This is a genomic window from Paenibacillus sp. GQ49 (genome assembly GCF_059759055.1).
Window position 1 is genome coordinate 164,931 of the sequence record NZ_JCAXEL010000006.1, and the last position, 26,355, is coordinate 191,285.

Consider the following 26,355-nt stretch of genomic DNA (forward strand, 5'->3'; position numbering starts at 1 on the left):
ATGAACTAACTGGCAATACTCTTATTCAGATTAGGTGGATGTTAGTGAAAGCAGAGAAGGGATGTCCCTCAAGGTCGTAAGCCTTGTGAGACATCCCTTTTTAAATATGAAAACGGCTGATCTTATACAGTTAGTATATCTACTCCCAGAGCTGGAAGGGTCAACTTCTGATCCAACCTCTCGCTGGTCAACAAGCTGCGATAAGGAACGTCCAGCGTAATCTCTCGTTGCTCATTCGTCAAATTTATCAGGAAGAGAAAGTCTTGCTCCCCCTTCGTTCGAATCGACAGCTCAACACCTTCCGGCAGCTGGATCTTGGGCGCTAATTCCTTTTCCTTCAATATATCTTCAAACAGCTGATAGAAATACGATGGCTCCGGCCAAGTGCCGACATAATACACTTCACCTTCACCAAACTTATTGACAGTAACCGCTGGTATACCCTCGTAAAAGTCGTTATCATACCAGGCGATTGGCTCTGCACCTCGCAGTTCCAGTAGATCACACCATTGCTTCGCAGCGAATGTCTTGCCCTCCGCGTTCCGTACCCGATGCTCACTGTTGCCGATGGCATCATATTCACTTACGACAACACCCGCCGCTTGGGCCAGTAGCCCCGGCAGAGGAAGCATCTCACATACATTTCTCATGTTCTTCACACCAGTCCGATTGGTGAGGACAACCGTTCCTCCTTTAGCTGCGAATCGCTCCAGTCGTTGTGCTACTTCTTCACTTAACAGGAAGAGGGAAGGGACAACGACCAGCTTGTACCCGTCGAGCTCCTCGGTCCAATTGATAACGTCTGTACCTACGCCCATTTTCAGAAATGCATTATGCATGGAGGACAAGTTGTCTATATAGTGCATTCCTCCTTCCGCCTGCGGCTGAAGGGAAAGCGCTCTATGCTGATCATGCGAATGCAGAATCGCAACCTGGGTAACAATGGTCGAATCGGCAAGCAACTCTCCTAACTGGTTCACCTCGCGAGTAAGCTCGGCAAACTCCCTGAACCTGCGTCCAGGAACATTGCTGTGGTCGATCAGCCCATGCCAGAATTGTTCGGCTCCGACGGTTGCACTCCGCCAGCGGAAATGGACGACCATATCTGCACCGCGGGCGATTGTCTGCCAGGAGCGAGCACGGATCAGGCCAGGATAGGGGGTGCGCTGAATCGGCATCCAGGCGCCCTGTGCTCCGCTGAGTTGTTCCATTACCCAGAAATTCCGGCGTTTGATGCCGCGAACCAAGTCCAGCGTAAGCGCTCCGTTCCTCGGAAACCGATCGCCATAATCGCGATACAGCTCATTCGGATAATAATCAACAGAGACGAAGTCCAATTCGTTGTGCATATCATAATAGTCCAGGCTATTCGGATATTGCCACATGTTATGCGTCACGAATTGGCCTGGACAGTTACGGCGTAAAATCTCAAGCTGCCATCCCAGCAGATAACCTACGCTGTCGGAACAAAACCGCTTGTATTCCAGAAGATAGGAAGGATTCATCGGTTTGCTGGGTCCGAGCGGTGTTGTTACCTCAGCCCAGCTGCTGTACTCACCACTCCAGACGACCGTACCCCACTCCCGGTTCAACTCCTCCAGATTGGAATAACGCTTTTGCAGCCAAGCGACAAATGCACGATTACATGTATCACAATGGCACTCCTGGTAGTGCATCTCGTTATCGATTTGCCAGCCAATGACGGCTGGATGCTTACCATAACGCTGTGATATCGCTTCCACAAATTTGGAACCCAGCATTCTCAAGGAAGGGCTGTTGTTGCAGCGATGTCCACGCACACCTGGCCGAATAATGTGGCGTTGTTCATCCATGGGCAGCACATCCGGATAACCGGTTGTCATCCAGTTTGGCGGGGTATTGGTGGGGGTGCATAACACAATTTCCATGCCACGCGAAGCGAATACTTCTATAGCCGCATCCAGCCATTCAAATTGATAATTACCCTCAGTCGGTTCCATTCGGCTCCAGGCGAACTCCGCCATTCGCACAACTGCAACCCCTGTCTGTTGCATAAGTATGGCATCTTTCTCCCATAACTCCGGGGTCCATTGCTCTGGATAATAATCAATTCCGATCTTAATTGTCATCCTGTGATCTCCTTTATTTATCAATATATTGCGATTATATGTTATATTAATTCAAGTGAATATCTTAAATAATTAATATGACATAACAATATTAAGATCAGGAGAGTTAGTCGTATGCCTCATCCCAATCGTAATTTTCCGGTGTTATCTGCCCGAGACAAGCTGCTCCCTTTTTATTTACTTGGCATCGGCCTGCATCATGAACAGGAGCATATCCGCCGAGACCAAGGCATTGAGGATTATCAGTGGATACAATGTCGCAGCGGTGTGGGTATGCTCAAGCTCAGTGAAACGGAACATATCGTCAAGCCAGGTATGGGCATGCTGTTATTCCCTGGACAGAAGCACGAATACTATGCGCTATCCGACAGTTGGGAAGTCGACTGGATCATTTTCGATGGCAACGGGTCAGCAAACTTATTTGAAACCGTGGGCATTGTCGATACATGCGTATACACGCTTGCACAACCTGAATACCTTCTATCCCGAATGCGGGAGTTGCTGCAAGCTGCCTTAACACCACAAGAGCAGACATTAAGCAATTACGCCTGCTCCGCCATTCTCTATACCTTATTGACAGAGATTATTCAACGCGTATCTGTTGAGGGCAGCGATACGGTCGGGCAGCAGTATGAGCGATTAAAACCGGTTCTGGACTATATTGAACAGCATTATGCTGAAGAGATCACTTTGCCAACGCTGGCTGGATTGATCTGTGTCACACCAGAATATTTCTGTCATTTGTTTAAGAAAACGACAGGTATTCGTCCCATCAGTTATGTTAATCAGGTAAGAGTCAACAAGAGTAAGGAACTGCTGCTCGATAATGTGCAACGGGGTATGGAGGATATTGCTCGTCAAGTCGGTTTCGAATCGACCAGCTATTATGGAGCCATCTTCAAGAAGCTGGAACGACTTACACCTGGCGCGTTCCGCCGCAGCTATCAGAAGTCGTAACATATTATATCCGCAAGCGATGTTTTTTGTCAGAGGCTTTAGGAATTGATCCGAGGGTGGATCAGTTCCAAGTTGGATCACATAGTACTCGTTAATAGAGCCGCTAATTAGCGGCTCTGTTTTGTGTGAAAGAATGGCCTGGTTTTACGTTTTTTCACTATATCTGATCTGCTGTTGCATAAAAATGATAATTGTTGTCTTTTTGCAATTTTTGTATTGTCACAGCCAAAGTTACACGATATAATCGAGTTGTCTTAGAGGGTAATATTATAAAGGATGGTGAAATTTTGAAGAAATTTTCGATGCTTTTACTCGCTGTAACTCTATTGTTATTAACTGTCTCCACAGCCCCGTCTACATATGGTGCGGCCAGTTATCCGAACACAGGTACGAACGGGTTGACTGGTTTTGCAGGCAGTGCCAAGAATGAAAATGGTGTATCCAAGTCAGCTACGACAGGTGGCAAGAACGGTCAGGTGGTTTACGTTAGTAATCTCAATGACTTGAGAACACATATGGCAGGCTCTACAGCCAAGATTGTCGTCGTTGAACAGAATATTTCTTCCTCCACGCTGCAAAAGGTTGAATTTGGAGCGAACAAGACACTTGTAGGTTCCTTTGGCAAACATACATTAACGAATATTCATTTCAGATCCACAAGCAGTTCAAGCAATGTGATTTTTCAGAATCTGACTTTTGAACACGCTTCCAATATTAATGCCAATGATGATATCCAGATGTATATCACTTCAGGCTCCAATTACTGGATTGATCATGTGACTTTTGCTGGTCACAGCTACAGCTCTGGCGGTAGTGATCTGGACAAACTTCTGTATATTGGTGATCGCGCCGACTATATTACGATTAGCAATTCCAAATTTGCGAACCATAAGTATGGCGTCATCCTCGGTCATCCGAATGATGGTAACAGCAGTTACAATGGAGTACCTCATGTGACGATGTCCAATAATTACTTCGAAAATTTATATGTACGTGGTCCTGGACTTTTAAGATATGGTTACTTCCATCTCAAAAACAACTATGCAAACAACTTTAATCAGGCCATCACAATTGGTGAAAAAGCACGGATTTATTCCGAAAACAACTACTTTGGTGCTGGCGCTGAAAAGGGTGGCATCCTGGATGACAAAGGAAAAGGTGAGTTTACGGATTCGGGCAGTACACCAGCGCTTAATAGTCCGACTTCTCCTAAAACGAACTGGAGACCAAGCTCCAATTACAGTTATCAGGTAGAGAGTGCCAGCTACGCGCGTGAGTTCGTCACCAAGTATGCAGGCTCCTCCAATACGACACTTGTATTCGGAAAGTAAGATTTGCTGCATATCCATTCACGATCAAAAAGGCCTGTCTTGTGCGCCATAACGCATGAAACAGGCCTTTTTTATTTGTAAAATGATATGCTTACATATCATTTTATATTTCATATTCATTTTAAATGTTGAATACCGATATACATAAAGTAGCGCTGGTTTCATACTTATGAAGTTAATATGTACTATGCTAAGGCGCTGCGTATTTGCGATTTGCACATAAGCAGGACCAAAGACTACTAGATGTAGTACAGAAAGGCCCTACAACTCACATTTAACCTACTTAAAAGGACGGGGTATGCATGGATCGTATGGACGAAATTATTTGGAAAAGGAACAAATTAATCGGTATCATTTTGTGGATTATTATTGCCATTGGTATGGGGCTGGCCTTTACGATGCCGAAGTTACTTGTGTCCAATGGAGTAGCTCTAGTCTTTGTAGTTTGGATTACATACGCTAATGCGAAAAAGAAACATATTCATCTCATTCCATGGCTGATTACCGTATTACTGACAATATGTGGAGTCTATGTCGGTTGGGGAACGGTCAATTTTGCGTTAAGTTTGGTCATAACCGCAGTTCTACTGTTATTTCCTAACAAGAAATTTTTTGTGGTTGGATTTTCGGTATTACTAGTCAACAGTGTTCTTCAATTATTTGTTATGAATACCGTTGACTCTGTTGAGCTAATAGGTAATATCGTTAATGTGGGACTATTCGCTCTCACGGGGGCCATTCTGATGCTGGTCTCCCAGCTGAATCAAAGGCTCTTCCATGAAAGTGAAGTACGCCAGAATGAGGTGGAGCATTCTAAGCAAAGAGTGGAAACCATGCTGGAGCGTGTGAAGGAATCGGTCGAAGGGTTATCACGTTATACGGATCAATTGAAGCAAAAAGTGAATGCGACTGGTTCTATCACCAATGAGGTGACGCTTGGGTTCAGTGAGGTTGCAAAAGGTGTTGAGTTCCAGGCGACCAGTGTAGCTGAGATTTCAGAATCCTTATCTGTGTCGGATCAGCATATCAAGGACGTTGCTTCGTATTCCCAGCAGATGAAAGAGTTATCCGCAAGTATGGCAACGAGCACGCGAACTGGAAGCACACAGATGGACCAGCTAAACTTCCAGATGCAAGATCTATATGAAACGATTAATACAACTGCAAATGACATGCGAAAGTTCAACGAGGAAAGTGAATCCATGACACTTATGCTGAACAGCATAGCGGATATTGCGAGTCAGACCAACCTTCTCGCACTTAATGCGGCCATTGAAGCCGCTCGTGCGGGTGAGCATGGACGCGGGTTTGCTGTTGTATCAGAGGAAGTTCGTAAGTTGGCAGAGAACTCGGGTCAGTCCGCAAGTGATATCGGAACCATCCTGTCTCGATTAAAAGGGCAGACGCAGGCACTGACGGATCGATTCGAACGTATTCGTCAATCGTTACAACAAGGAAGAGATAGCGTCCATACGGCAGAGGAAGTATTCCGTACGATCAACAGCAACTCTCAGCATGTGTTGAATCAAGCGACAGATATCGAGACTAGTTCGGCTACAATGAAGGAATCTTCCACCAGAGTTGTGAATGAGGTTTCCGAGATTTCGAGTGTAACGGAGCAATCCAGTGCAGCGACAGAAGAGATTCTGGCGAGCATGGAAGAACAACGTAACCTGACACAGAAGATGGTAGAGAGCTTTGGAGAATTGGAGCAACTGATTGTAGACCTGAATGAGTTAGTCTCGGATCATCAGGCTTCTTCCGTTGAGAATAAACTTTAATATTAATAGTTGAGGGCCTGTCGGTACGTATTTAGCGTACTAGACGGGCTTTTTTTATCTGGAATACAGCTTGATGCCGACATTTTTTTCCTATACAGTGATGTGTAGAGTATGAAGAGCGTAGAACTGAAACTGTAAATGGTAGTTAAAAGAAGATGTAACCTCATGGGGGAGTAAAAGGTTGAAGGATAAAGGAATGAAAGATAGATTGGACTGTGATGACAGTACATATGAGGTTAAGAATGATAATAGGGCTGCACGCGTACGTTTTTATGATCAGCAATCGTTCAAAGACATGGACTGGCCCGATACGGAGGATGGCAGATATGCCAGAGTCTATCTGGAACCTATGATGCTGGACGGGACCCAAAGCTTTATGTCCAACGTGGAAACGACATTGTTGCTCGCCCGGATTGGTGATCTCGTTATTCCGCTGACAGTGAATGATACAGAGTATGATAATGCTTACGTTTGTTCGCCATATACGCACTATGTGAGTTACGCCAAGCAGGAACTGACCATGTTGCAGAAACCAGTGTTGGAAAAAGGTCTTTCTGTGCTGCTCAGTCTAATAGGTTGGGGAATGAAGCAATCACAGATCAACAAAGTTGTGCATGTGAACAACTGGTTGTTGTCCACCAATCTGTATCCAGCCATGTCCGGTGAACAGGCAGAATGTTTGCTTGCAGCGGTACAAGAGCGATACCCTGAACATGTCATTGTATTTCGCTCCTTGTGCCCGGGACTTCATCCCGATCTGACGGCGAGGCTAACGGAAGTGGGGTGTCGACTGATTCCCAGCCGACAAATCTATCTGTATCATGCGCATGATCCGAATTTTGGCAACTCGAAGTCGCGCTGGCTGTTGAAGCGGGATTACGAATTATTGGGCAAGCATGGATATGAATTTGTCTACGAAGCAGATATGACGGATGCAGATATTCCGCGAATCGTGGAGCTATACAAGCTGTTATACCTTGAAAAATACTCCTATCACAATCCCCAGTTTACGGAACGGTTCATTGCTGCTGCGATGGCATCTGGAACACTCAGACTGTATGGACTGCGGAAGGAAGGGCGACTGGACGCGGTGATGGGTTATTTCTGCCGAAATGGAATCATGACAACCCCGCTGTTTGGTTACGATACGGCGGTGTCTCAGTCCGTCGGACTATACCGCATGTTATCGGCATGCCTGATCGGACAGGCTCGCGAGAACGGCCATCTGTTGCATGAGAGTGCCGGGGCTGCGCAGTTCAAGCGCAATCGCGGTGCGGTGGCGGATTTTGAGTATTCGGCCGTGTATGAGCGCCACCTTCCATGGGGCAGACGCTGGTGCTGGCTGCTGCTTGATCGGTTGCTAAATCGGATAGGTGTGCCGCTGATGCGCCGCATGAAGCTGTAAACAGACATAAAAACGTGCTTACGCTGCCCGATGCAGATGTGAGCTTGCATCTGGTTTGACTGCACACTTGCACACCCAACTGGTCATCGTGATACGCACATTTGTGCGCAGTTGCCTAATTAGACATGCTCTGCGAGTTGTACCTCGAAGCCGTCTGGATCTGTAATGTAAATAAACCGCAGCTGCGGATTGGGCTGGATCGGGCCACGAACAATCGGAATATTCAGCTCTGCCAGTCGTTCCATGGCTTCATCCAGCGAGTTTACCTCATAACCGATCGACACGCCGGCCTCCGGTTTAAGAATGGATTCACTGCCCTCAATCAGTTCCAGTTTGGCTTCATTCTCCATGCCAAGCATGGCAATCTGCCGTCCACGGCTTTCGAATCTGCGCTGAATTGGAAGTCCGAGCATATCGTGGTAGAACCCGAGTGAAGCTTCCAAATTACTGACCCTCAGCGTAATCCAGTTTAATTTGATCAACATGGGTGAATCTCTCCCTTTTTCTTGCATCATATGTATGTTTGTTACGTTCATTATACGATAGGCACTAGCAGGAACCTACTCCTTATCAGTAAACAATAAAATAGCTGCCGAAATATTCGGCAGCCAAATGGTGTAATCTCCTTGTGGTTCCAGTAGTTCTAACGAATTATTGAATCAGATCAACGGCCGTCTGGGGTACAAATGCCTCTACACCGTTATACACAATGACACCCTCCAAAGTTGTCTTTTTGCCGTTCACCAGTGCAATATTTTTGTAGATTTGCAGTTCCAGCTTGGTGTTACCTTTTGTAACGAGGATCTTCGGATTTTTGGCGTCGGTCAGATCCAGCTTGTACGTCGCGCTTTTGGCTGTAAATGCCTGTTTGGCAGGTACAAACAATTGTTTGCTCACGCTGTCGAGATCCAGATCCAGTACACGTGCCATATATTTGGCGACATCCGTGTTATCAATCACACCGAATGGACGGTCATTGTTCGGAGCATACGTGTACAACACGACATCTCCACCTGTATGACCACCGGTTGTCCAGCCGATCCCAGCACGCTTGCTGATCATTGGACCGATTGCATAGTTAAGACTGCCCGGCTCGGCCGCTTTAATGGTGGCAATTTCTTCGGAAGTCAGGTCCGTAATGCCATAGTACTGTTTCATCACTGCTTTGATGTTTGTACGCTTCGCATTCAACTTCGCTTCAACGCCCTCGCCTGTCAGCTTGGCCTTTTTCAACGGTCCGATAAATGTGGACAACGGCTCTTTGTCATAAGTGCCGGAAGTCGCGTTGTTACCAATGGTGAGTCCACCATTACCGTGGTCCGTAACAGCCACAACGGCGGTCTCTCCATCTGCTTTGGCAAAATCCATGGCTACCTTTACGGCATCGTCAAAAGCCAGCACGTCACTGATAATACCAATGGGATCATTGGCATGAGCTGCCCAGTCCACTTTACTGCCTTCGACCATCAGGAAAAAGCCGTCTTTGTCTTTGGACAGTACTTCAATGGCTTTGGATGTCATCTCGGCAATGCTTGGCTGCTTCGCAGGGTCACGGTCCATATTGTAAGCCATGCTCGTGGGTGCAAACATACCCCACAGTTTGTTCGAATCGGATGCTTTCATTGCAGCTGGTGTAGTGACGTAATCGTAACCCAGTGCCTTAATGGACGAAATCAGATTCTCGCCGTCTTTACGTCCGGCTGGCTCAAGATATTTGCTACCTCCGCCCAACACAACATCCATGCCATTGTAGACTTGTTGTTTGCTGAGTGCATCGTAGTTTTTACGGTCCGGATAGTGAGAGGAGAAGTCCGCTGGTGTGGCGTGCATAATCTCGGATGTAGCGATAATGCCAGTTGCTTTACCCGCCAGTTTGGATGCTTCCAGCACGGAAGCAACAGGTTTTCTTTCGTCTCCAGGTGCAATCGCCTTTTGCCCTGGCATCGTAGCCTTGTCCGGCAGTACACCAACAAATCCGGTATGAGATTTATAACCTGTTGCAAAAGCGGTTCCGGCAGGGGCTGAGTCCGCAATCGGCGCATCGGCGGAGTGAGTCCGAACCATGCCGCTTGCCATGGAGTCCAGTGTCAGGGACGAGCCCTTATACCAACGAGCCAGAGCGGTAGCATCGTTAGCCATACCGTCAGGAATCAGAATAATCACATTTTTAATCGGTGATGCAGATGTTGTTGAGGTGGTGTCTTCCACAGCCCACGCTGCACTGCTACCTCCGAGTGTAGCCGTAACAATTGTTGTCACCGCGAGCATCATTTTGGCTGCACGGACATTAAACCGGTTTAACATGAATGCATCCTCCTAGAATATATGTATAGTTGGTATCCCAAACCAAGTGTATACAACAATTGCTAAACTAACGTATGAAATGGGTTAACTATATGTAAAATTTACGATTAGTGAAGGGTGCTGGAATTTAGGTAAACTGGACAAAGTGAGGAGTTAACGAATTAAGAGACAGTTCAGAGATCATATAATGACGATTAAAAAAAAGGTATTGCGAACGCTTACATTATGTGCTAACATCACCATAACAACAGGATTGTAACCGTATTTAGGGCAATACCTGTGTCAGTTCATTCGTTGACTCTTTAGTTACCAAACGATTGATTGCGTTTACATTTTCATATGGAATGAACCTCATTCCTCAGGGTTGTTACTGATTGCAGGCAAAACCTGAATTGAGGGCAGTAGACCACGCTAAAGCGATGTCTGTTTGCCTTCGGTTCAGGTTTTTTTATATAAAAAAATGCCTGATGGCATGACCGTAAGCGCCGTAGCAGATAGGTTAAGCAGAAAGGAGCGCAGCAGACCATTTTTCCTAAATAGAGATATAGACTCATCCAGACATTGGAATACTGATTCCTAGATACACATCTCAAGTGAACATTTCCAATGAAATTATCCCATCACTCACTATTCGACAGCGAGGAGATTTATGACATGAAAACCATTAAACGTTCGATTGCCGTGGCAACAATTCTGGGGTTATGTGTATCCGCTCTACCAGCTTATGCAGCAGGGAACACAACAACCTCTTCTTCAGCAGCGATGGACAAGCTGATTCAGTCCGAACTTATTCGTGGCAGTGGTCAAGGCGTTAATGCGGCTTATCTAAACAAAAAGGCTACACGCATTCAGGCCGCAGTACTTTACTTGCGTTTGTCCGGATTGGAGAAAGAAGCACTCGCTTATCAGGGATCGGAAACGTATGACGATGCGGCTCAGGCAGGCAAAGTATTACAACCGGTCATTGGTTACTTGAAGCAGCATCCATATGTGTCTGAGATCGTAACAGGAACGGAGAAGTTTGAACCTAATGCACCCCTTACAGCGGAAGGTTATGCGGAAATGCTGCTGAAGGTGCTTGGATATGAAGCGGGTTCGGATTATGAGCAGGGAGCGGCTTCCACCTACGCGGCTGGGAAAGGAATCAAGGCACTTCAAGGGAAGGGCGCGAGTCAACTTACCAACCGCCTGATGGCAGAGGCAACTGCACAGGCTTTGCAGATACAGTTCAAGAATGGCAGTGGAACTTTGGAGCAGAACTGGTTGAAACATAAAGAAGCTGGAGCGTTCCAACCTCAAACTGTGCAACAGACCAAGTATGGCGCGATTGATGGAAAAACCTATGAGCAATATGGCACGCTCGGCTGGCTCGGTGTTCCTTATGCGGCACCACCGGTTGGTGAACTGCGCTGGAAAGCCCCGCAAGAACCGGAATCATGGACAGGAACGAGATCGGCTAAGGAATTTGCAGCGAACAGCTTGCAGATCTCCGGCAAGACTACAGCGGGAAGCGAAGATTCGTTGTATCTTAATATCTGGCGTCCCGACACAACCAGTTCGAAACTTCCGGTTATGGTGTTCCTGCACGGCGGCGGGAATATGACCGGATCAGGTAAAGATTTTCAAGGTGAACAGCTTGCACGGAGCACCAACAGCATTATCATTTCCGTGAACTACCGACTGGGAGCACTTGGATTCTTCGAAAACGCAGCACTGAAAACAGGCAATGCCCTGGATGACTCAGGTAACTATGGTCTGCTTGACGCATTCCGTGCATTGGAGTGGGTGCAGGATAATATCGAAGGTTTTGGCGGAGATACAGGCAATGTTACATTAGCCGGACAATCTGCTGGTGCACGTGATGTGCTGGCAACTCTGATCTCGCCACTTAGCAAAGGGCTGTATCAAAAAGCAGTTGCTTTCAGCGGAGGATTGACGACAGCATCACCGGAAGAAGGCAAGCAAAAATCCGAGGATGTACTTGTGAAGCTACTCGTGCAAGAGGGGAAAGCGGCTAACGCAGAAGAAGCAAAAGCATGGATTGGCAAGCAGTCTCAGGCACAGCTGGAAAGCTACCTGCGTGCACTGCCTGCGGACAAGCTGGTCACTGCGTTTGGTGCAACGGCAATCCGTATGGACCCATTCCCGCATCTGTTCCGGGATGGCACCGTGATTCCAAAAGAAGGATTTGACGCCATCAATAATGGCAATTATAAAAAAGTACCGGTATTGCTCGGCAGCCTGGAAACGGAGTTCTCCGGATTTGCCTTCGGTGATCCAAACTTCTCTCCATCCATCACGGATGAGACTCTGTTTACCGATAAAACCAAGGCGGAGCAATATGCTGCTGCGTTGAAATACGGAAGTGAAGCTTATGCAGGCTTTAATGCAGAGCGTGTAGCGGAGCAATTGACGAGTGAAGCAGGTCAGCCACCAGTATATGCGTATCGTTTTGCATGGGGTACACAACCTGGGGTCATCTCTGAGCGTTTGCTCACGTTACTGGGCGCACCACATGGTGCGGATATGGACTTCTATACAGGACACGCAGACGGAATTGCTGCCTATTTCCCTGATGGGTACTTTAGCGATACAAACAAACCAGGACGTGATGAGTTGTCCGCCGCGATGGCAGCATATCTGAAGCAGTTCCTGTACACAGGCAATCCAGGTACGGGTGGATCACCTGATCTAGCGGCATGGACACCTTGGACGAAAGATGCTCAAGCCCCAATCATGCGTCTGGATGCAAGCAATACAACGGCAGAGATTGGCATGTCGACACAATACAACCAAGGCAAAGACGCCGTTATGGCAAAGATGAAAAAAGAATTGCCCGAAGAAACGTATAAACTGTTGACGGAAAAAGTGTTCGCAGGTCGTTTCTTCTGGGAATAAGGATCACCGGATAGGAAGGTATATATAGATGAATTGAAAGCCAAGGGAGCATGCTCTCTTGGCTTTTTATACTGTTCGTTATGCTTAATTATGGTATTGTTGTAAATATAAATTAATAAGATATGGGAAAGGGGAAAACGTACATTATGAATGGAGTTAGTAATTTTGGTATTACTGGGATTATAACGCTATTAATTTTCTTTATTATGATTGGTCTTGTATTATATCTGGTTTTCTATCTTGGGATGAAGAGGTCTGGCATCAAAGAGGAAGTATCCGCATTAAGGATGGAAGTACGAGTGTTGCAAGAGGAAGTCGAGCGGAACAGGCGGGAATTGGAAAATATGAAGCGTCGATAACATTTGCAGCACTAGTTTTGGATACGCGGAATGGTGTGGGGACAACAGTAGGAGAGGACAGGGGCTCTACGCCCCCACCTACTCAATAGAGTGTGAAACCATTCCATTCAGTCTTTGAATACCGAAGGCACTCGATCTATTTCTTGGCAAAAAAACTAAGTGTTCCCGTGCTTTCATCTGCACTCACAAACAGGTTACGTCCATTTACCCGATGGATTCCTTCCGGTGATTCTCCGGCTGTAGGAATTAGACCCAGGTAGTCCGGATTGACCGGATCAGCAAGATCAAAGAACAAAATGGCATCTGCCCGTTCGGAAGCTACCGCGGCATATGTTGTACCATCTACAGTAGCAACGGTCAGGTTCTCCACTTCACTGCCCTTGTTGGGACTGCGATCATCCGGATACAAGCCGACCATAGCTGTTGCCTCGTCAATGAGATTCTGGCTATCGTACATCCGCTGGCCCTGCAGATCCCAGACAGCGATATTACGTCCGCCCGCTTTTACACCGTCCTCAAATTCATTCTTGCCCAAGTCCCCTTCGTTAGCTGTCAGCAGGTATTTGCCATCAGCCGAGAAAGCAATCCCATCCGGTTCATAACGAGCGGTCAACGTCTCTTTAAACTGAACGATACCATCATCCTTTAGATCCGCTTGATGTGAAGTAGTACCCAGAGCGAAGATTGAGCTGATTTTTTTTGACTCCAGATCTACAATGGCAACGACATTGTTTTCCTGTAACGTGATGGCTGCTGTTTTGTTATCTGCACTAATGGCAACATACTCTGGTTGTGGATCATGCGGATAGATGGCGCCTTCTACATTTTCGAGAGATACCGGCAAGTTGGTGATTTCACCCTCCAATACGTTCCCGTCAGCAAAAGACACAACCATAATACTACCCGGACGTTTGGTGTTGGCATAGTCAATTTCATCGGCAGCTTTATTCAACTCTTCATCCTCTATCGCGATAACCGCGTGCAGACCGTCAGGTGACAGTGCAATGGAGTCAGGACCAATGCCGAGTTCATATGTTTTTACCGTTTTGTAGGTAGTCAGATCCACAATGGCAAGCAACCCTTTTTTTGCTTCACTGTCTGTATCCCCTGTACGAATAACAGCAAGTCCGTATTTACCATCTTTGGACACGGTTACGCTTGTGACTTCAGCTTTGGCGGAAAGGTCATGGAAGCTGACTGTCTTTAATACGTTAATGTTTTTCAAGTCAGCAATATCCAGTATGGCAATGCTACCATTGTCCGCTTCGGTTACGAGCAGGCGCTGTCCATCTGGCGTGGAGGCTGATATTTCTGCTTTGCCACCAGGCATCTGAAACGATGCGGTCTTTTCAAAACCGGTTTTATTTTGTTTCAGGATCAGTTGATCCGTAATTAATTTTAGCGTTTGGGAAGATACATACGTTGTACCTTTGGTGATGTAACTTTTACTGTCCAAAGGAGTTTTCACACCGTTGATGGTGGCTGAAGACGTTCCTATTGGAAGTTGTACTTTAGTATCTGCGATCTGGATATCAACACTGCGACTGCTTCCGTTCCATGTGACCGTACCCTGCATATTTTGGATGGCTGTACGCAGTACGACATGATCATTGGTAGTTTTAGTTGCGTCAGCGGCATAAATCATTGATGTGTAGCTGGTTGCTCCTGCGGTAAGAATGGCAGTCATCGACAGAACGGCAAGCCATTGATTTCTCTTTTTCAATGTTCCAGATCCCCTTTATCGTTTCGTATGTAATGAGTTGTACAATTGTTTTAGTATAGGGAGCTTATGTTAAGGAGAGGTAAGAGAAGTCTGCGATTTGTGTAAAAGGTTAGATAAGACATATTTTTCCAAATTGGATATGTAAGTTAGCGTATAAAATGATGTTGCCACATGAAGAAAAAAGCAGACGTGAACCTTCATATATATAGGACTGGTCGAACGGGCAAAAATACGCTAGAATTATAATTGAGAATCATTATCAATTAATTCGGGCTTTTTTACTGACAAGTCTGATCAAGATATAGGCGAGGTGAATACCCATGCGCACGGATGATGCATTAGGCGTAGTATATCAGCATTACCTGACCCAGGAGCCTTACAGTCAGCAAGATGAACACACGTATCTGCTCTCTCCCAAGGCGGGTAGCGGTAAGGTCAAAAGAGTGACAACATACAGTGGCATTGAGATTTTATATTCCCAGGTTGAATATCATCAGCCTTATCCTACGTATTTTGCGTCCGATACACCCATTGTGGAATTGCAATTTGCCTTGTCAGGAGAGCGACATGTGGATATATCCGGTCAGGATTATTCATTATCGATAGGGCAGGGGGCCCTTATTTTCATGCATGATTTCGAAGCGTGGTTCCATCCTCCGGCAAGGGAGCTATATACGTCGTTTTCGCTGGGGATTCCGGTTTCTCTATTCAATTATGCCGCGGCACAACTGGGCAGTTTCAAGCCGATTGCGTTTAATCAGGTGTTGGGACGAAAAGTGTTTAAGCCAATTATATTTCAATTGGATAATCGGATACGAACGATGATCGACAGTTTGATTGTGGAATTAAACAACAGTTATCGATCATCCTTAATGATGGAAGCGACAGCGTTGGAGATCTTGAATCGATTTATGATCCAATTGTTTGATCTGGCGCCAATTCCCGCGGGACTCTCGAGAGAGGACATCCGGAAGTTACATACGGCACGGGAGATTATGGAGGCCTGTATGGTAGATCCTCCATCTTTGCTAGCATTGTCCAGACAAGTAGGTCTTAACGATTTTAAATTAAAAAAAGGATTCAAGGCACTTTTCGGAAGCACGGTGTTCGAATATTTGCGTCAGGTTCGTCTCGACAACGCCATGAAGTTGCTGCGCAATCAGGATAACAACGTCACCGAGGCCGCGATTGCGGTCGGTTACAGCAATGTCAGTGCCTTTTCGCAGCAATTTTATCGCAAATTCGGCGTGAAGCCCTCTGAAATGAAAAAGATTTATTAAATAAGATATGAACTGAAACATTACACAAGAACGAAGAGTGCAGAACCAGTCTGGAGAAGCGGAGCGTTCGCCTTTATCAACGGATTTTTTCCATCATAGAAGGGAATCACGGAAATCCGTTGATAACAGCGATCGAAAGATGGTGCTGCAATCGTAGTGGTCTGGTGTAACGTTTTATGGGTTTATCTTATTTAGAATAAAATTAATAATCCGGCTTGCCGTGAATTGTTCCGTATAGAGGCAGTGGGGATTCATTCCGCCTTGTATACTCCAGGTACAGTGGATACTGTACTGAAATATAGAGGAGTGTATAAGCATGAACCGAATTAGAGGAAGTATTTTTTTTAGCGTATTTGCAGCGATGCTGGGTCTGATGCTGATTGCACCCATTATGCCACCACTTATTCGCGAGTTGGGCATGAAAGAAAGTCATTCCGGTCTTATTATCTCCCTTGGGTCCATTATGATGGCTGTCATGGCTCCGGTATGGGGCAGATGGAGTGATATAAGAGGAAGAAAACCCATCATATTGATTGGATTTATAGGTATGTCTGTGAGCTGTGCATTATTTGCACTGGCATTGTACGGTGGATTGAATGCTTGGATCGGAGGGGGCGTATTGTTAACCCTTCTGATTGTGACGCGCAGTCTGATCGGTATGTTTATTCCGGCTGTACTTTCTTCTGCCCAGGCCTATATGGGTGATGTGACAGAAGGGGAAGAGCGGGGAAGCGGGATGGCGATTATCAGTGCTGCGAATGGACTTGGCCTTGTATTTGGACCTGCGATTGCAGGAGCTTTTACCCTTATCGGTCTGCTCTGGCCGCTTTATTTTGGCATTTTTATAGCGATCGCTGCGTTTATTATTGCCTTGTTGTTAATCCCGGCAGCCAAACCGGTCATTCAGGCAAAACCGCCTAAAGTCAACCCGTTCCAACGTGGTTTACGAATGTACCTTGCTGCAGGCTTGGTCACGATGATGGGTATCATGACACTACAGGTTGTCGGGGGATTTTATTTTCAGGATCAACTGGCTCTATCCTCAGCGGCGACGGCCCGAATGGTTTCGTTTGGACTCATGTTCTCTGGAGCAGCGATGTTGATCATGCAGGTCATTCAGATGAAATGGTTGAAATGGCAGCCACGTCCGATGATTTTGCTCGGATCCCTTTTCCTGATCGCAAGCATGATCCTGTTTTTAGTCTTCAATGTGTTATCCATGTATTATTTCTCGTTTTTCCTGTTTGGCATGGGTTCGGGCCTGATGATGCCGGGGTTCATGGCAGGTGCTTCGCTGGCAGTTAGCAAAGAACAGCAGGGAGGTGCAGCGGGATTGGTAGCAGCGATTCAGGGGATATCCGCCGTCATTACGCCTTTACTTACAACAACACTCTATCAAGTGGATAAACATGTTCCATTTATGCTCGTAGCTGTTCTGGTTGTATTGCTGGCAATCATGATGCTAGGAATGAGGAAGAATCAATCCAATACTGTAGCGGACGCTATTCATTCGTTATAGTCAGACAAAGTCAGAAGATCAAATAAGGTCAAAATAAAAGAAAATAGGATCTATTTTAAAATAGTGAACCATGATGAAAGAAAATCGTTTTTTTTCGTCTTTTACTGACTTTGAGCCTTATTTGCAAGGGTATTATAATAATCAATGTAAGCAACACCAATAAACCAACCACATAAAAGGAGCTGATTTTCATGTTTGATCTGATTCCGTTTCGTAAACGAAATGAAGACCCGTTCGGACACATGTTGAAATCCTTCAATGACATGGTTGAGAACTCATTCCTCTCCCCTTTTGGAACTGGCTCCCAGCCATTCCGGACCGACATTCGTGAGGAAGAAGACAAATATTCGGTAGAAGCCGAGCTTCCGGGCATCGCCAAAGAGGACATAGACATTCAGGTTCAAGGTAATGAATTGATTATTCGTGCCAAACGCAATGATATAGTGGAGCAGAAGGATGACTCCAATCGAATCATACGGCAGGAACGCCGTTCCGGCGAATTTATTCGGCGATTCTATGTTGATCATATTGATGAGGAGCACATTAAGGCCAAATTGGAAGAAGGTGTGCTGAAGCTCGAGATTCCGAAACGTCCTGGTGATGATCAATCTCGCAGACGCATTCAAATTGACTAATACACAGTGGAAAAAATAGTTTCCTAACACGGTAAAAAGCATGCAGGAGACATCCATAAGGATGTTTCTGCATGCTTTTTTTCATATGAATTGGACGATACACAACTGACTATCCATTGTGCTGGTTCCGAGTTATTTCTCTGCTGCTGCCTGCATTAGTGCATAGATCTTACGTGTGGTATTCACATTTCTAACCGTCATGTAGGCATATACTTTGGATCCCACAAGCTTGTTCATGCCACTTTTGGATGCATCTTCTCTGCTGACTGAATATAAAATCGCTCCGGGAACATAGATCAGTGTGCCGATTTCCGGTTTAATAGGCAGTTGGTCCAGCACGGAGGGCTCATTGATCTCATCCCAGAGGAACATCACATCACTTTTGGCTGTGTCATCATTAACCCATTCTTCTGGCAGCGCCTGAATAACGCTATGGATTTCATCCATATTCCGCACCATTACCCTGATCTGTAAGCCAAAATCGGCGGCGATGGCCTGCTCTAACAAAAGGGATATCTCCGCATTCGCATCGGCACGTTCCTGATGGTCAGCAAAAATAATATTGCCAGAATTGATATAGGTAACGACATCCAGCATGCCTGCTTGTTCAAACGTTTCTTTCAGCTGTTTCATATTAATTTTATTGTTCCCGCCTACATTAATGCCTCGTAGCAAAGCCACATAGATCATATGGGCGCCCCTCCTTGATATGAACTGTACTTTAATAACAATTATAGGGAATAACTTAGAATGTCTAATTGAATAATGTGCAACTATCGAATGATATAGGAAGATTAATACATAATTTCTTTAAAGTTATTATATATAAGTATACAAAAAAAGAAACTATAAACCATTTTCAGGAATGTAACCAAATCAAAATTGAGTATGATATTATGAAAGATGGTTCTATTTATTTAATCTTGATATGAAATTTCTTCTATAAATTTCTATTACTTTGAATTAAAAATATTGAGAGGTGTTTAGGTTGTCTTCACTTAGCGATTTAGCAAGAATATATTCTGCTTCATTTATCCGACAAATTATCTCATCTGGATACCAACCATTACTTGATGAACTCTCGAAATCTTTTGAATTTGTCAAAGAAGCTAATATTAATGGAGATTTTCGACTCTTATTCGATGAAGCATATAGTATACTTTTGAAGCACTATAGATGTGAATATATTTACAAATCGGAACTATATGGTAAAATGAAAAAAGAAAGTCGTAAAAAGATGAAAAATGGCATATTGACCGAAGTGAAAAGTGGGAGTTGTGTCGCAGATTTGTTGTGGTTGAATGGGACTTCAATAGCTTATGAAATAAAAACTGAAATTGATAACAATCGGAGATTAGCTAATCAGATAAATTCTTATCAACAGTTATTCAAGCAAACTATGGTTGTCTCATATGAAAAAAACATCGAATTAATACTTTCACAAGTACCTAATCATGTAGGAATTATGTTTTTGAGTAAAAGAGGGGCATTAAAAGTATATAGAGAAGCTGGAGAATATACTAACGAATTAAATCCTGGTTCAATGTTTCTGACACTAAGAAGACATGAGTATGAAGCAGTGATTAAAGAAGCTTATGGTGATGTGCCAAGAGTCTCGGATGCATTCATTTTTGAAGAGTGTTTAAAATTGTTCAAGGAATTGGAACCATTAGATGCACATGATTTGATGGTCAAACAACTCAAGCTTAGAGCTCAAGCCAAAATAGATAATTCTTTTGTTTGGCCTAAATCTATTAGGTTTCTACTTGAGAGGGGTTCTCTTAAAAGATCAGAAGTTTTACAGTTTCGTAGAATAATACATTAAATGTTATCTAACAGGAGGATAAATTATGTACTTTCCTTTTCTACGTGGTAAGCAAAATGAGCTTTTTGCAATAAATGAATTAAACTTTTTGATCAAAGAAAGTCAAAAAGTAACTCCGATAATTGAACCCGTTAATCTCAATTCAACAACTAGGAGGATACTTCCTGAAATAAATAACTCGGGAGTCCCTTTTGTTCTAATTGTTAATCCACAAACTGGAGACTTAAGTAATAAGGGATATGAAATTTATAATCCCTTATTAGAGGTATTCGAAAATAAAAACATAGTAAGTTTAGGCTATTTTATTACAGAGTCAACAAGCATATCGGAACTAGAGCAAGTAATGAATTTTTACAAAGAATTCTCGTTCTCTTTTATCTACATAGCGGGTAATTATAATATTTTAAATTTTATAGAAGGATCCAAGGAGAAAAGAGACATCGATTATCACATTTTCCAAGATGGGAAAGTTAGTAATTCGTTTTCTAATTCTTTTAAACAATTTAATAGGGTTATTATTAAAGATTGTTTTAACCGTTTATCACGCAATGCTGATTATCAGTCTGCTGAGTATTATTCAGATTTAATTTGCGTGTATAGGCCAGATTTTTTTGGCTTTGGAGATTATCAAGTAATAGGTTCAGGAACAGGAGGAGGAGGACCTGCTCATGCAGTTGCCCTACATTTAACCTATAAAAATAGTCCCGAGAGCAATGAAATTTGGATTCGTCACTTTGTATCTGATGATAAAGAAGGCACTTCGAACGTTCAAGGTAAGTATTTTCAAGCTTTAAGTAAGCTTGTTGAGTTTCTAAACGAGTATAATAATACTCCTGAAACTATAGGAGCTAAACAATTTCGTGATAATCTAGCTGACGGAGTTTTCCATCAATTGGGATTCCCTAAAAAGCTTTCTGTTAAGCATCACATCGAATTAATGATACAACTACTAGAACCCGACAATTAATGTTGGGTCCTAGTTTGATAATAGCGTTATTACAGAGTAAATATATAATTAACAAAATGACAGATATTCGAACAGATGAGCAGTATACTCTTCTCCCAACAGATATTGCAATAAAGGTTCCACTTGCTCCAGATACTCGGGCTTGGTTTCATAGGTTTCTTCATCTTTTACTTCTCCGGCATAGGTACGCGCCGCTTCAATCAGGATGGCTAGTGCACTGAAAAAGTCTGACAACGAATCAGCAACACGGTTTGGTTCTCCACCTGTAAAAGCGGCATATACGGGAGAGTTTGGTGCTTCTACATCTACAATTAACGGATCATCGTTAAAGTTTGCGATGACAACGTGATTTTTTGGCCAGGTGGAGGACTCCTCATAAGGTTCATTCATGCCAATCCAGCGGAATCCCAGTTGCTGACGAAGCAGATGTTCAGGTGCGACAAAGGAGATCAGCGCTGCATCACCGATTTCGACGGCGGCATTTTTCATTTTGAGTGTACCTTCCGCATCCGCATCCATCATTTCATAATGACTGTACAGATACTGAAGTTCTGGAGAAAGAGGTATTCGTGTATCCACTTCCGGCTGGTGATGTTGTTCGCGTGGACGCAGATCATGATTTTGGAAAAGTCCATAAGCTTCATTATATAAATCCTGCTGTTCCACCAAACGGCTCAAGGCCGCATCCAGTTGTTGCATGATGTCTGAGTCCTCCTAATAACATTGATATAATAACGGGCCGATTCGTTTGATTCTTGGCTATAAGCATTATACTATATCAAAGATAAATTCAAAAAAACATTTGAATACGTTTACATTCATGAGTGGACATGATATACTTTCACTCAAATAAGGATTGTTACTGCTTCGGGCAGGCAAAACCTGAACATCACTATGCGTGGACTTTGTTCCATTCATAATGTTGTTCGGGTTTTTTTGCATTGATCCCAACCCAACTAACATCACGCTGTACAGAAGAAAGGGGAGCATTATGAACAAGAGAAAATGGTTAAACGGTTTTGCCGCAGGTTGTCTCAGTATCATCCTGGTGATTAGTGGATGCGCATCCAAAGCGCCACAAACCGCGAGTGACACACCGAATCAGGCGACAGAGCAGATAGAGAATGAAACCCAGGAACCTGCAAACAACCAAGCTGCCAAAGGCAGAACGGTGATTACAACCGACGGTGAAGTGGATGATATGAACTCCGTCATTCGTTTCCTCTTATATTCGAATGAAATGGACCTTGCCGGAATTGTACTGACCAGCTCGGTGTATCATTATGCTGGAGACGAGGAAGCGGGGATCCAACCGTTCCGCTGGACAGGCACACAGTGGGTGTACGATATGATCGATGCCTATGGCGAGATTTACCCGAACTTATCCAAACATGCGGATGGGTACCCGGAGCCGGAACAGCTTCGAGCGATGACCAAGATCGGTAATATTTCCGATAAAGGGGAGATGGAGAAGGAAACCGAAGGTTCCGAGTTCCTCGAAACTCTTTTCCTCGATGATGACTCCCGAGACCTGATTGTTCAGACATGGGGGGGCACCAATACCACAGCCAGAGCGCTAAAATCGATTGAAGAACAGTACAAAGATACGGCCGAGTGGGATACGATTCGCAAAAAAGTCAGTGACAAACTGGTCCTGTACATCATCCTCGATCAGGATGACAGCTACAACGAATACATTGCGAAGAATTGGCCGGATATCCGCATTCTCAACGACCAATCGAACTTCTGGCATTTTGCCTATGCATGGAAGATGCATGCCGAAGAAGTGAACAGTAAGCTTCATGGCGACTGGATGGTCAAGAATATTCTGAACGGACATGGCAAGCTGATGGATATGTATGCATCGATGGGTGACAGCAAAATGATCGAAGGCGAACTAGCCGAAGAACAACGGGGAAGTGCTGAATATCTGAAGAACAATCCGCAATATGACAAGTACGATTTTATATCCGAGGGTGACTCTCCTTCCTTCTTTTATCTGATTGATAATGGGCTGCGCAGTATGGAAGACCCTTCCTACGGCGGTTGGGGTGGACGCTTTGGGGTTGTGAACGACAAGCTGTTTAGAAACAATGTGCTTGATTACGATCCGTACACCAAACGCTATGAAGCCGAATACTCTCTGATGAGATGGTTTGACGATGTGCAGGATGATTTTGCAGCACGTGCAGACTGGGCAGTTGCAGACACTTACGAAGGTGCCAACCATAATCCGTCTTTAACGATTAAGGAAGGGGTGGATCTTAGTGTTAGTCCTGGGGAGGAAGTTACTCTTCACGCGGAGGGTAAAGACCCGGATGGAGATCAACTGACCTATACGTGGTGGAGATATTTCGAAGCGGACACTTATGAGGATTCCAAAGTAACACCGAACAAAGTTCAGCCTGAAATGGCGGGTGACCTGCAGCTTGGATTGCATCGTGAACTTGCCAAGGATGAGCAGGTGGATACGATAAAATTACAGGGCAGTGACACCGAAGCGGTGACATTTACCGTTCCTGACGATGCCAAATCGGGTGATACCCTTCATATCGTTGCCGAAGTACAGGATGATGGAGAGCATCAGTTGAAGCATTATCAACGTGTGATCCTAACTGTGAAATAAAGAAATAGAGGGGCTATCCCAAAAGTCATCAACATGGCTGGTGGGACGCCCCTCTTATTTTTGTAGTCTGATCGTAATTGATCCGTTAACGCTGGATGCCTGACCAGAAGACATTCCAGGTGATCGCCAAAGCTTGTTCATAGGATTGTCGTGTCTCATACACGAGCTGTACATCCAATCCATCCATCACGGTGACAAAAGCTACGGTGGCTTCTTCCGGACTCAGGCGTATATCGGAATGTCTGGTAAATACGGCTGCCAGCTCTTCCTTCAGTGTCCCGAGGTACGTTCGATACTGGGCTAGCACAAAATCATGCACCTCCAGCGGTGTGATAAAGGACAGGATATACATAAAAGCAACGTTTGGGTGAGTCAGAAAGCGATTTTTGTGTTCATGCAAAAAGGCATATAGCTGCTGATCCAGCGTTTGGGTAACAGACTCGCTGAAAAATTGGCGTACAAACTGTTGTTCCTCTTGCACAACTTCCTCATATAACTCCAGCAATAACGCTTTTTTGGATGAATAATGATAAGCCAGGGATTGCTTGCGAATGCCTGCCTCTTCGGCAATCTGCGCCATCTTGGTCCCCTCGTAACCCAGACGATTAAAATGTTGAATGGCAATTTCCTTGATTCGTTTTTTACTCAATGTCTACCTCCAGTTGGCGAGCTGTATACCTCTGCTGTTTTGGGAGTATACCAAATATAACAAGATATATACCACAAAAATGCCTATAGAGATAGCATACACCACCGTATAGGAAAATGCAGAAGCCACCACGCCCAGGATCAACGAACCACCGCCAATTCCGAGGTCAAAGAAGTTAAAGAAGGAAGCCATCGCACTTTCGTGCTCATGTTCTTCTACAAGATTCACACACCAGGTCTGAATCGCCGGGAATATGGCACCAAAACCAAAGCCGTATAACGCACCGGCGATCAGGAATTGCACATCACTCTGGGCGATAATCAGAACCAGTAGCCCCGCGATTGCAAACACGGCAGAAGGTAACAACACGGAACCTGGTCCCCATCGATCAAACATTTTCCCCGAAAACAGTCGAACGGCGAAGCTGGCGATGGCGACGATGAAGAAAAACCAGGCTATATTCTCGAACCCTCTTTCGGCGGCAAATAAAGCCACAAAGGACATGATTGAACCCGCTGCAATGCCAACGAGCATAATGAGAAGGGAAGGGAAGAGTACCTTCTTTTCAATCAGTTTCACCGAAGGGACATGAGTTTGCACAGACTCGCTACTACCTTCTGTTTTCGGCTTTCTGGATACAAACACTGTCATTAGGAGAGCTAACAGCAAAATGCACATACCTCCCATAAACAGGCTCTGGTAGTCGTACCTAAACAACAGGCTTGTTCCAATCAATGGACCGATGGATATAGCGACCGTCTCCCCTACGCCGAAATACCCCATACCTTCTCCCCGGCGATCTCTTGGTATGTTTTCAGTGGCAATCGTTGCAAAATATGTCGTTGCCAAACCAAATCCGAATCCGTGGATCACTCGAAATACAAGAATCATCCAAATACCTGACGATAGGTAGTATGCGCCTGTCATTAATGCACAGATAGTGATGCCGATAATCAATAGATATTTTTTATCTATTCGAGCTGCTAAAACAGATGTGAAGGGTCGAATCAAGATGGCGGAAAACATAAATACGCCTGTAACAAGCCCAATTTGGGAGGCTTCGCCACCAAGACTTGAGACAAACAAAGGCAAGGTGGGAAGCAACATTTCAAATGCCATAAACAATAATGCGTTGGCTAACATGATAAATAGGAATGATCTTCCCCAGAGTTGCTGAGGTGTAGAGCTATGTGTTGAAGTACTCATGGTTTTCCTCCGTAATGTTGATCTCTGTCGCGCGACATGTTGAACTGATTTTACCTGACGATGGTCAGATTGTAAAGCGCATATTCAGAGCAGGGGTTCAAATTGTGTCGTTGTTGTCATGCGTAAGCGAATCGAACATGAGAAGGATATTTTGCATACCAAAACCAAACTGCAGGAGCTGTATCAAGCGACGCAAGAAGCGAACAAGGAGCTTGAACGACTGCATGAGGAATATAAAATTAAAGAGCAGGCGTTAATCAAAGTGAATGATCAGTTGGAGACACTGGCCTCCACCGACTTGTTGACAGGATTGAAGAACCGCAGGTTTTTCCAGGAAAAAATGCTTGAAAGTTTGATGATGTTCCAGGAGAAACAACGTTATTTCTCCCTTCTCGTTGTGGACATTGATCATTTCAAAAGCATTAATGATACGTACGGACATCCGATCGGAGATCTGGTGCTCGGCAATCTGGCAGGGCTGCTGCAAACGGTATCGCGAAGTACGGATGTGGTTGCACGTTACGGTGGAGAGGAATTTGTTGTCATTCTTCCAGATTGTGAAGAGGAGCAGGCGATTGGTATTGCAGAACGATATCGTTCACAGGTTGCTTCAGCCGACTGGGGTGAATATAACAGTACTGTGAGTATCGGTGCGGCCACTGTAGTAGAGGAAGATACGGAAAAGACTTTGTTCCAAAGAGCGGACAACGCCCTGTATGCCTCCAAAACCGGAGGACGAAACCGGGTGACACATGCAGCTCAGATGGTAAAAAGTTAAAAAT

Annotated in this window: 20 protein-coding genes; 12 read left to right on the forward strand and 8 right to left on the reverse strand. The window is 44.8% G+C overall.

Features of this window, described 5'->3' with window-relative positions; all coding sequences use genetic code 11:
* Window positions 1-122 precede the first annotated feature (122 nt).
* Complete coding sequence (locus tag AC6CIF_RS13620; RefSeq protein ID WP_498200029.1) at window positions 123-2,108, reverse strand: beta-galactosidase; 1,986 nt, start codon at window positions 2,106-2,108, stop codon at window positions 123-125.
* A 114-nt stretch (window positions 2,109-2,222) separates the two neighbouring features.
* Here AC6CIF_RS13620 and AC6CIF_RS13625 point away from each other — a divergent pair, with 114 nt between their 5' ends.
* The 4 genes from AC6CIF_RS13625 to AC6CIF_RS13640 all read left to right on the forward strand — a co-directional run bounded on the left by AC6CIF_RS13625 (window position 2,223) and on the right by AC6CIF_RS13640 (window position 7,582).
* A complete protein-coding gene (locus tag AC6CIF_RS13625; protein WP_405170340.1) occupies window positions 2,223-3,065 on the forward strand; it encodes a helix-turn-helix domain-containing protein in 843 nt (280 codons plus the stop codon).
* Window positions 3,066-3,352: 287 nt separating this feature from the next.
* Window positions 3,353-4,396, forward strand: coding sequence for a pectate lyase family protein (locus AC6CIF_RS13630; RefSeq protein WP_091013596.1), 1,044 nt, complete (start codon window positions 3,353-3,355; stop codon window positions 4,394-4,396).
* A 302-nt stretch (window positions 4,397-4,698) separates the two neighbouring features.
* Complete coding sequence (locus AC6CIF_RS13635; RefSeq protein WP_498200030.1) at window positions 4,699-6,177, forward strand: methyl-accepting chemotaxis protein; 1,479 nt, start codon at window positions 4,699-4,701, stop codon at window positions 6,175-6,177.
* A 196-nt stretch (window positions 6,178-6,373) separates the two neighbouring features.
* Complete coding sequence (locus AC6CIF_RS13640; RefSeq protein ID WP_498200031.1) at window positions 6,374-7,582, forward strand: GNAT family N-acetyltransferase; 1,209 nt, start codon at window positions 6,374-6,376, stop codon at window positions 7,580-7,582.
* A 119-nt stretch (window positions 7,583-7,701) separates the two neighbouring features.
* On the opposite strand, the gene AC6CIF_RS13645 is transcribed toward AC6CIF_RS13640, so the two are convergent.
* Window positions 7,702-8,067 carry a VOC family protein gene (locus tag AC6CIF_RS13645; protein ID WP_498200032.1) on the reverse strand — a complete coding sequence of 122 codons (366 nt, stop codon included), beginning with the start codon at window positions 8,065-8,067 and terminating at the stop codon, window positions 7,702-7,704.
* Window positions 8,068-8,233: 166 nt separating this feature from the next.
* Window positions 8,234-9,886: an alkaline phosphatase gene (locus AC6CIF_RS13650; protein WP_498200033.1), complete on the reverse strand. Its 1,653-nt coding sequence runs from the start codon at window positions 9,884-9,886 to the stop codon at window positions 8,234-8,236.
* Between the two features lie 654 nt (window positions 9,887-10,540).
* Between AC6CIF_RS13650 and AC6CIF_RS13655 the strand changes: the two genes are divergently transcribed.
* Window positions 10,541-12,784 (forward strand): carboxylesterase/lipase family protein, encoded by a 2,244-nt coding sequence (locus tag AC6CIF_RS13655; protein ID WP_498200034.1) that lies wholly within the window; start codon window positions 10,541-10,543, stop codon window positions 12,782-12,784.
* A 495-nt stretch (window positions 12,785-13,279) separates the two neighbouring features.
* On the opposite strand, the gene AC6CIF_RS13660 is transcribed toward AC6CIF_RS13655, so the two are convergent.
* Window positions 13,280-14,866, reverse strand: coding sequence for a choice-of-anchor I domain-containing protein (locus AC6CIF_RS13660; protein WP_498200035.1), 1,587 nt, complete (start codon window positions 14,864-14,866; stop codon window positions 13,280-13,282).
* 320 nt (window positions 14,867-15,186) lie between these two features.
* Here AC6CIF_RS13660 and AC6CIF_RS13665 point away from each other — a divergent pair, with 320 nt between their 5' ends.
* The 3 genes from AC6CIF_RS13665 (at window position 15,187) to AC6CIF_RS13675 (ending at window position 18,300) form a co-directional block, all read left to right on the forward strand.
* A complete protein-coding gene (locus tag AC6CIF_RS13665; protein WP_498200036.1) occupies window positions 15,187-16,146 on the forward strand; it encodes a helix-turn-helix transcriptional regulator in 960 nt (319 codons plus the stop codon).
* A gap of 316 nt (window positions 16,147-16,462) precedes the next feature.
* Complete coding sequence (locus AC6CIF_RS13670; protein ID WP_498200037.1) at window positions 16,463-17,665, forward strand: MFS transporter; 1,203 nt, start codon at window positions 16,463-16,465, stop codon at window positions 17,663-17,665.
* A gap of 191 nt (window positions 17,666-17,856) precedes the next feature.
* Complete coding sequence (locus AC6CIF_RS13675) at window positions 17,857-18,300, forward strand: Hsp20/alpha crystallin family protein (protein ID WP_036617413.1); 444 nt, start codon at window positions 17,857-17,859, stop codon at window positions 18,298-18,300.
* Window positions 18,301-18,432: 132 nt separating this feature from the next.
* Here the strand turns inward: AC6CIF_RS13675 and AC6CIF_RS13680 are convergent, their stop codons facing one another.
* Window positions 18,433-18,990, reverse strand: coding sequence for a DUF1697 domain-containing protein (locus tag AC6CIF_RS13680; RefSeq protein ID WP_498200038.1), 558 nt, complete (start codon window positions 18,988-18,990; stop codon window positions 18,433-18,435).
* Window positions 18,991-19,288: 298 nt separating this feature from the next.
* On the opposite strand from AC6CIF_RS13680, the gene AC6CIF_RS13685 reads away from it, so the two are divergent.
* Both AC6CIF_RS13685 and AC6CIF_RS13690 read left to right on the forward strand, forming a co-directional pair.
* Entirely contained in the window at window positions 19,289-20,125 is an 837-nt protein-coding gene (locus tag AC6CIF_RS13685; RefSeq protein WP_339186290.1) for a sce7726 family protein, read from the forward strand.
* 25 nt (window positions 20,126-20,150) lie between these two features.
* Window positions 20,151-21,092: a sce7725 family protein gene (locus AC6CIF_RS13690; protein WP_339186291.1), complete on the forward strand. Its 942-nt coding sequence runs from the start codon at window positions 20,151-20,153 to the stop codon at window positions 21,090-21,092.
* Window positions 21,093-21,140: 48 nt separating this feature from the next.
* On the opposite strand, the gene AC6CIF_RS13695 is transcribed toward AC6CIF_RS13690, so the two are convergent.
* The gene (locus AC6CIF_RS13695; protein WP_498200039.1) at window positions 21,141-21,791 is read right to left on the reverse strand and encodes a hypothetical protein; all 651 of its coding nucleotides are present in this window, start codon (window positions 21,789-21,791) and stop codon (window positions 21,141-21,143) included.
* Window positions 21,792-22,083: 292 nt separating this feature from the next.
* Here AC6CIF_RS13695 and AC6CIF_RS13700 point away from each other — a divergent pair, with 292 nt between their 5' ends.
* Window positions 22,084-23,718, forward strand: a complete 1,635-nt coding sequence (locus AC6CIF_RS13700) for a DUF1593 domain-containing protein (RefSeq protein ID WP_498200040.1) — start codon at window positions 22,084-22,086, stop codon at window positions 23,716-23,718.
* An 85-nt stretch (window positions 23,719-23,803) separates the two neighbouring features.
* Here the strand turns inward: AC6CIF_RS13700 and AC6CIF_RS13705 are convergent, their stop codons facing one another.
* Window positions 23,804-24,367 (reverse strand): TetR/AcrR family transcriptional regulator, encoded by a 564-nt coding sequence (locus tag AC6CIF_RS13705; protein ID WP_047843882.1) that lies wholly within the window; start codon window positions 24,365-24,367, stop codon window positions 23,804-23,806.
* Window positions 24,368-24,370: 3 nt separating this feature from the next.
* Entirely contained in the window at window positions 24,371-25,573 is a 1,203-nt protein-coding gene (locus AC6CIF_RS13710) for an MFS transporter (protein ID WP_498200041.1), read from the reverse strand.
* Between the two features lie 118 nt (window positions 25,574-25,691).
* Between AC6CIF_RS13710 and AC6CIF_RS13715 the strand changes: the two genes are divergently transcribed.
* Complete coding sequence (locus AC6CIF_RS13715) at window positions 25,692-26,351, forward strand: GGDEF domain-containing protein (RefSeq protein ID WP_498200042.1); 660 nt, start codon at window positions 25,692-25,694, stop codon at window positions 26,349-26,351.
* Window positions 26,352-26,355 lie beyond the last annotated feature (4 nt).

Coding starts and splice junctions, on each gene's coding strand:
- AC6CIF_RS13710 (WP_498200041.1), bottom strand. CDS start 25,573: ATGAGTACTTCAACACATAGCTCTACACCTCAGCAACTCTGGGGAAGA.
- AC6CIF_RS13655 (WP_498200034.1), top strand. CDS start 10,541: ATGAAAACCATTAAACGTTCGATTGCCGTGGCAACAATTCTGGGGTTA.
- AC6CIF_RS13620 (WP_498200029.1), bottom strand. CDS start 2,108: ATGACAATTAAGATCGGAATTGATTATTATCCAGAGCAATGGACCCCG.
- AC6CIF_RS13650 (WP_498200033.1), bottom strand. CDS start 9,886: ATGTTAAACCGGTTTAATGTCCGTGCAGCCAAAATGATGCTCGCGGTG.
- AC6CIF_RS13625 (WP_405170340.1), top strand. CDS start 2,223: ATGCCTCATCCCAATCGTAATTTTCCGGTGTTATCTGCCCGAGACAAG.
- AC6CIF_RS13675 (WP_036617413.1), top strand. CDS start 17,857: ATGTTTGATCTGATTCCGTTTCGTAAACGAAATGAAGACCCGTTCGGA.
- AC6CIF_RS13680 (WP_498200038.1), bottom strand. CDS start 18,990: ATGATCTATGTGGCTTTGCTACGAGGCATTAATGTAGGCGGGAACAAT.
- AC6CIF_RS13690 (WP_339186291.1), top strand. CDS start 20,151: ATGTACTTTCCTTTTCTACGTGGTAAGCAAAATGAGCTTTTTGCAATA.
- AC6CIF_RS13670 (WP_498200037.1), top strand. CDS start 16,463: ATGAACCGAATTAGAGGAAGTATTTTTTTTAGCGTATTTGCAGCGATG.
- AC6CIF_RS13695 (WP_498200039.1), bottom strand. CDS start 21,791: ATGCAACAACTGGATGCGGCCTTGAGCCGTTTGGTGGAACAGCAGGAT.
- AC6CIF_RS13640 (WP_498200031.1), top strand. CDS start 6,374: ATGAAAGATAGATTGGACTGTGATGACAGTACATATGAGGTTAAGAAT.
- AC6CIF_RS13665 (WP_498200036.1), top strand. CDS start 15,187: ATGCGCACGGATGATGCATTAGGCGTAGTATATCAGCATTACCTGACC.
- AC6CIF_RS13715 (WP_498200042.1), top strand. CDS start 25,692: ATGCGTAAGCGAATCGAACATGAGAAGGATATTTTGCATACCAAAACC.
- AC6CIF_RS13635 (WP_498200030.1), top strand. CDS start 4,699: ATGGATCGTATGGACGAAATTATTTGGAAAAGGAACAAATTAATCGGT.
- AC6CIF_RS13700 (WP_498200040.1), top strand. CDS start 22,084: ATGAACAAGAGAAAATGGTTAAACGGTTTTGCCGCAGGTTGTCTCAGT.
- AC6CIF_RS13645 (WP_498200032.1), bottom strand. CDS start 8,067: ATGTTGATCAAATTAAACTGGATTACGCTGAGGGTCAGTAATTTGGAA.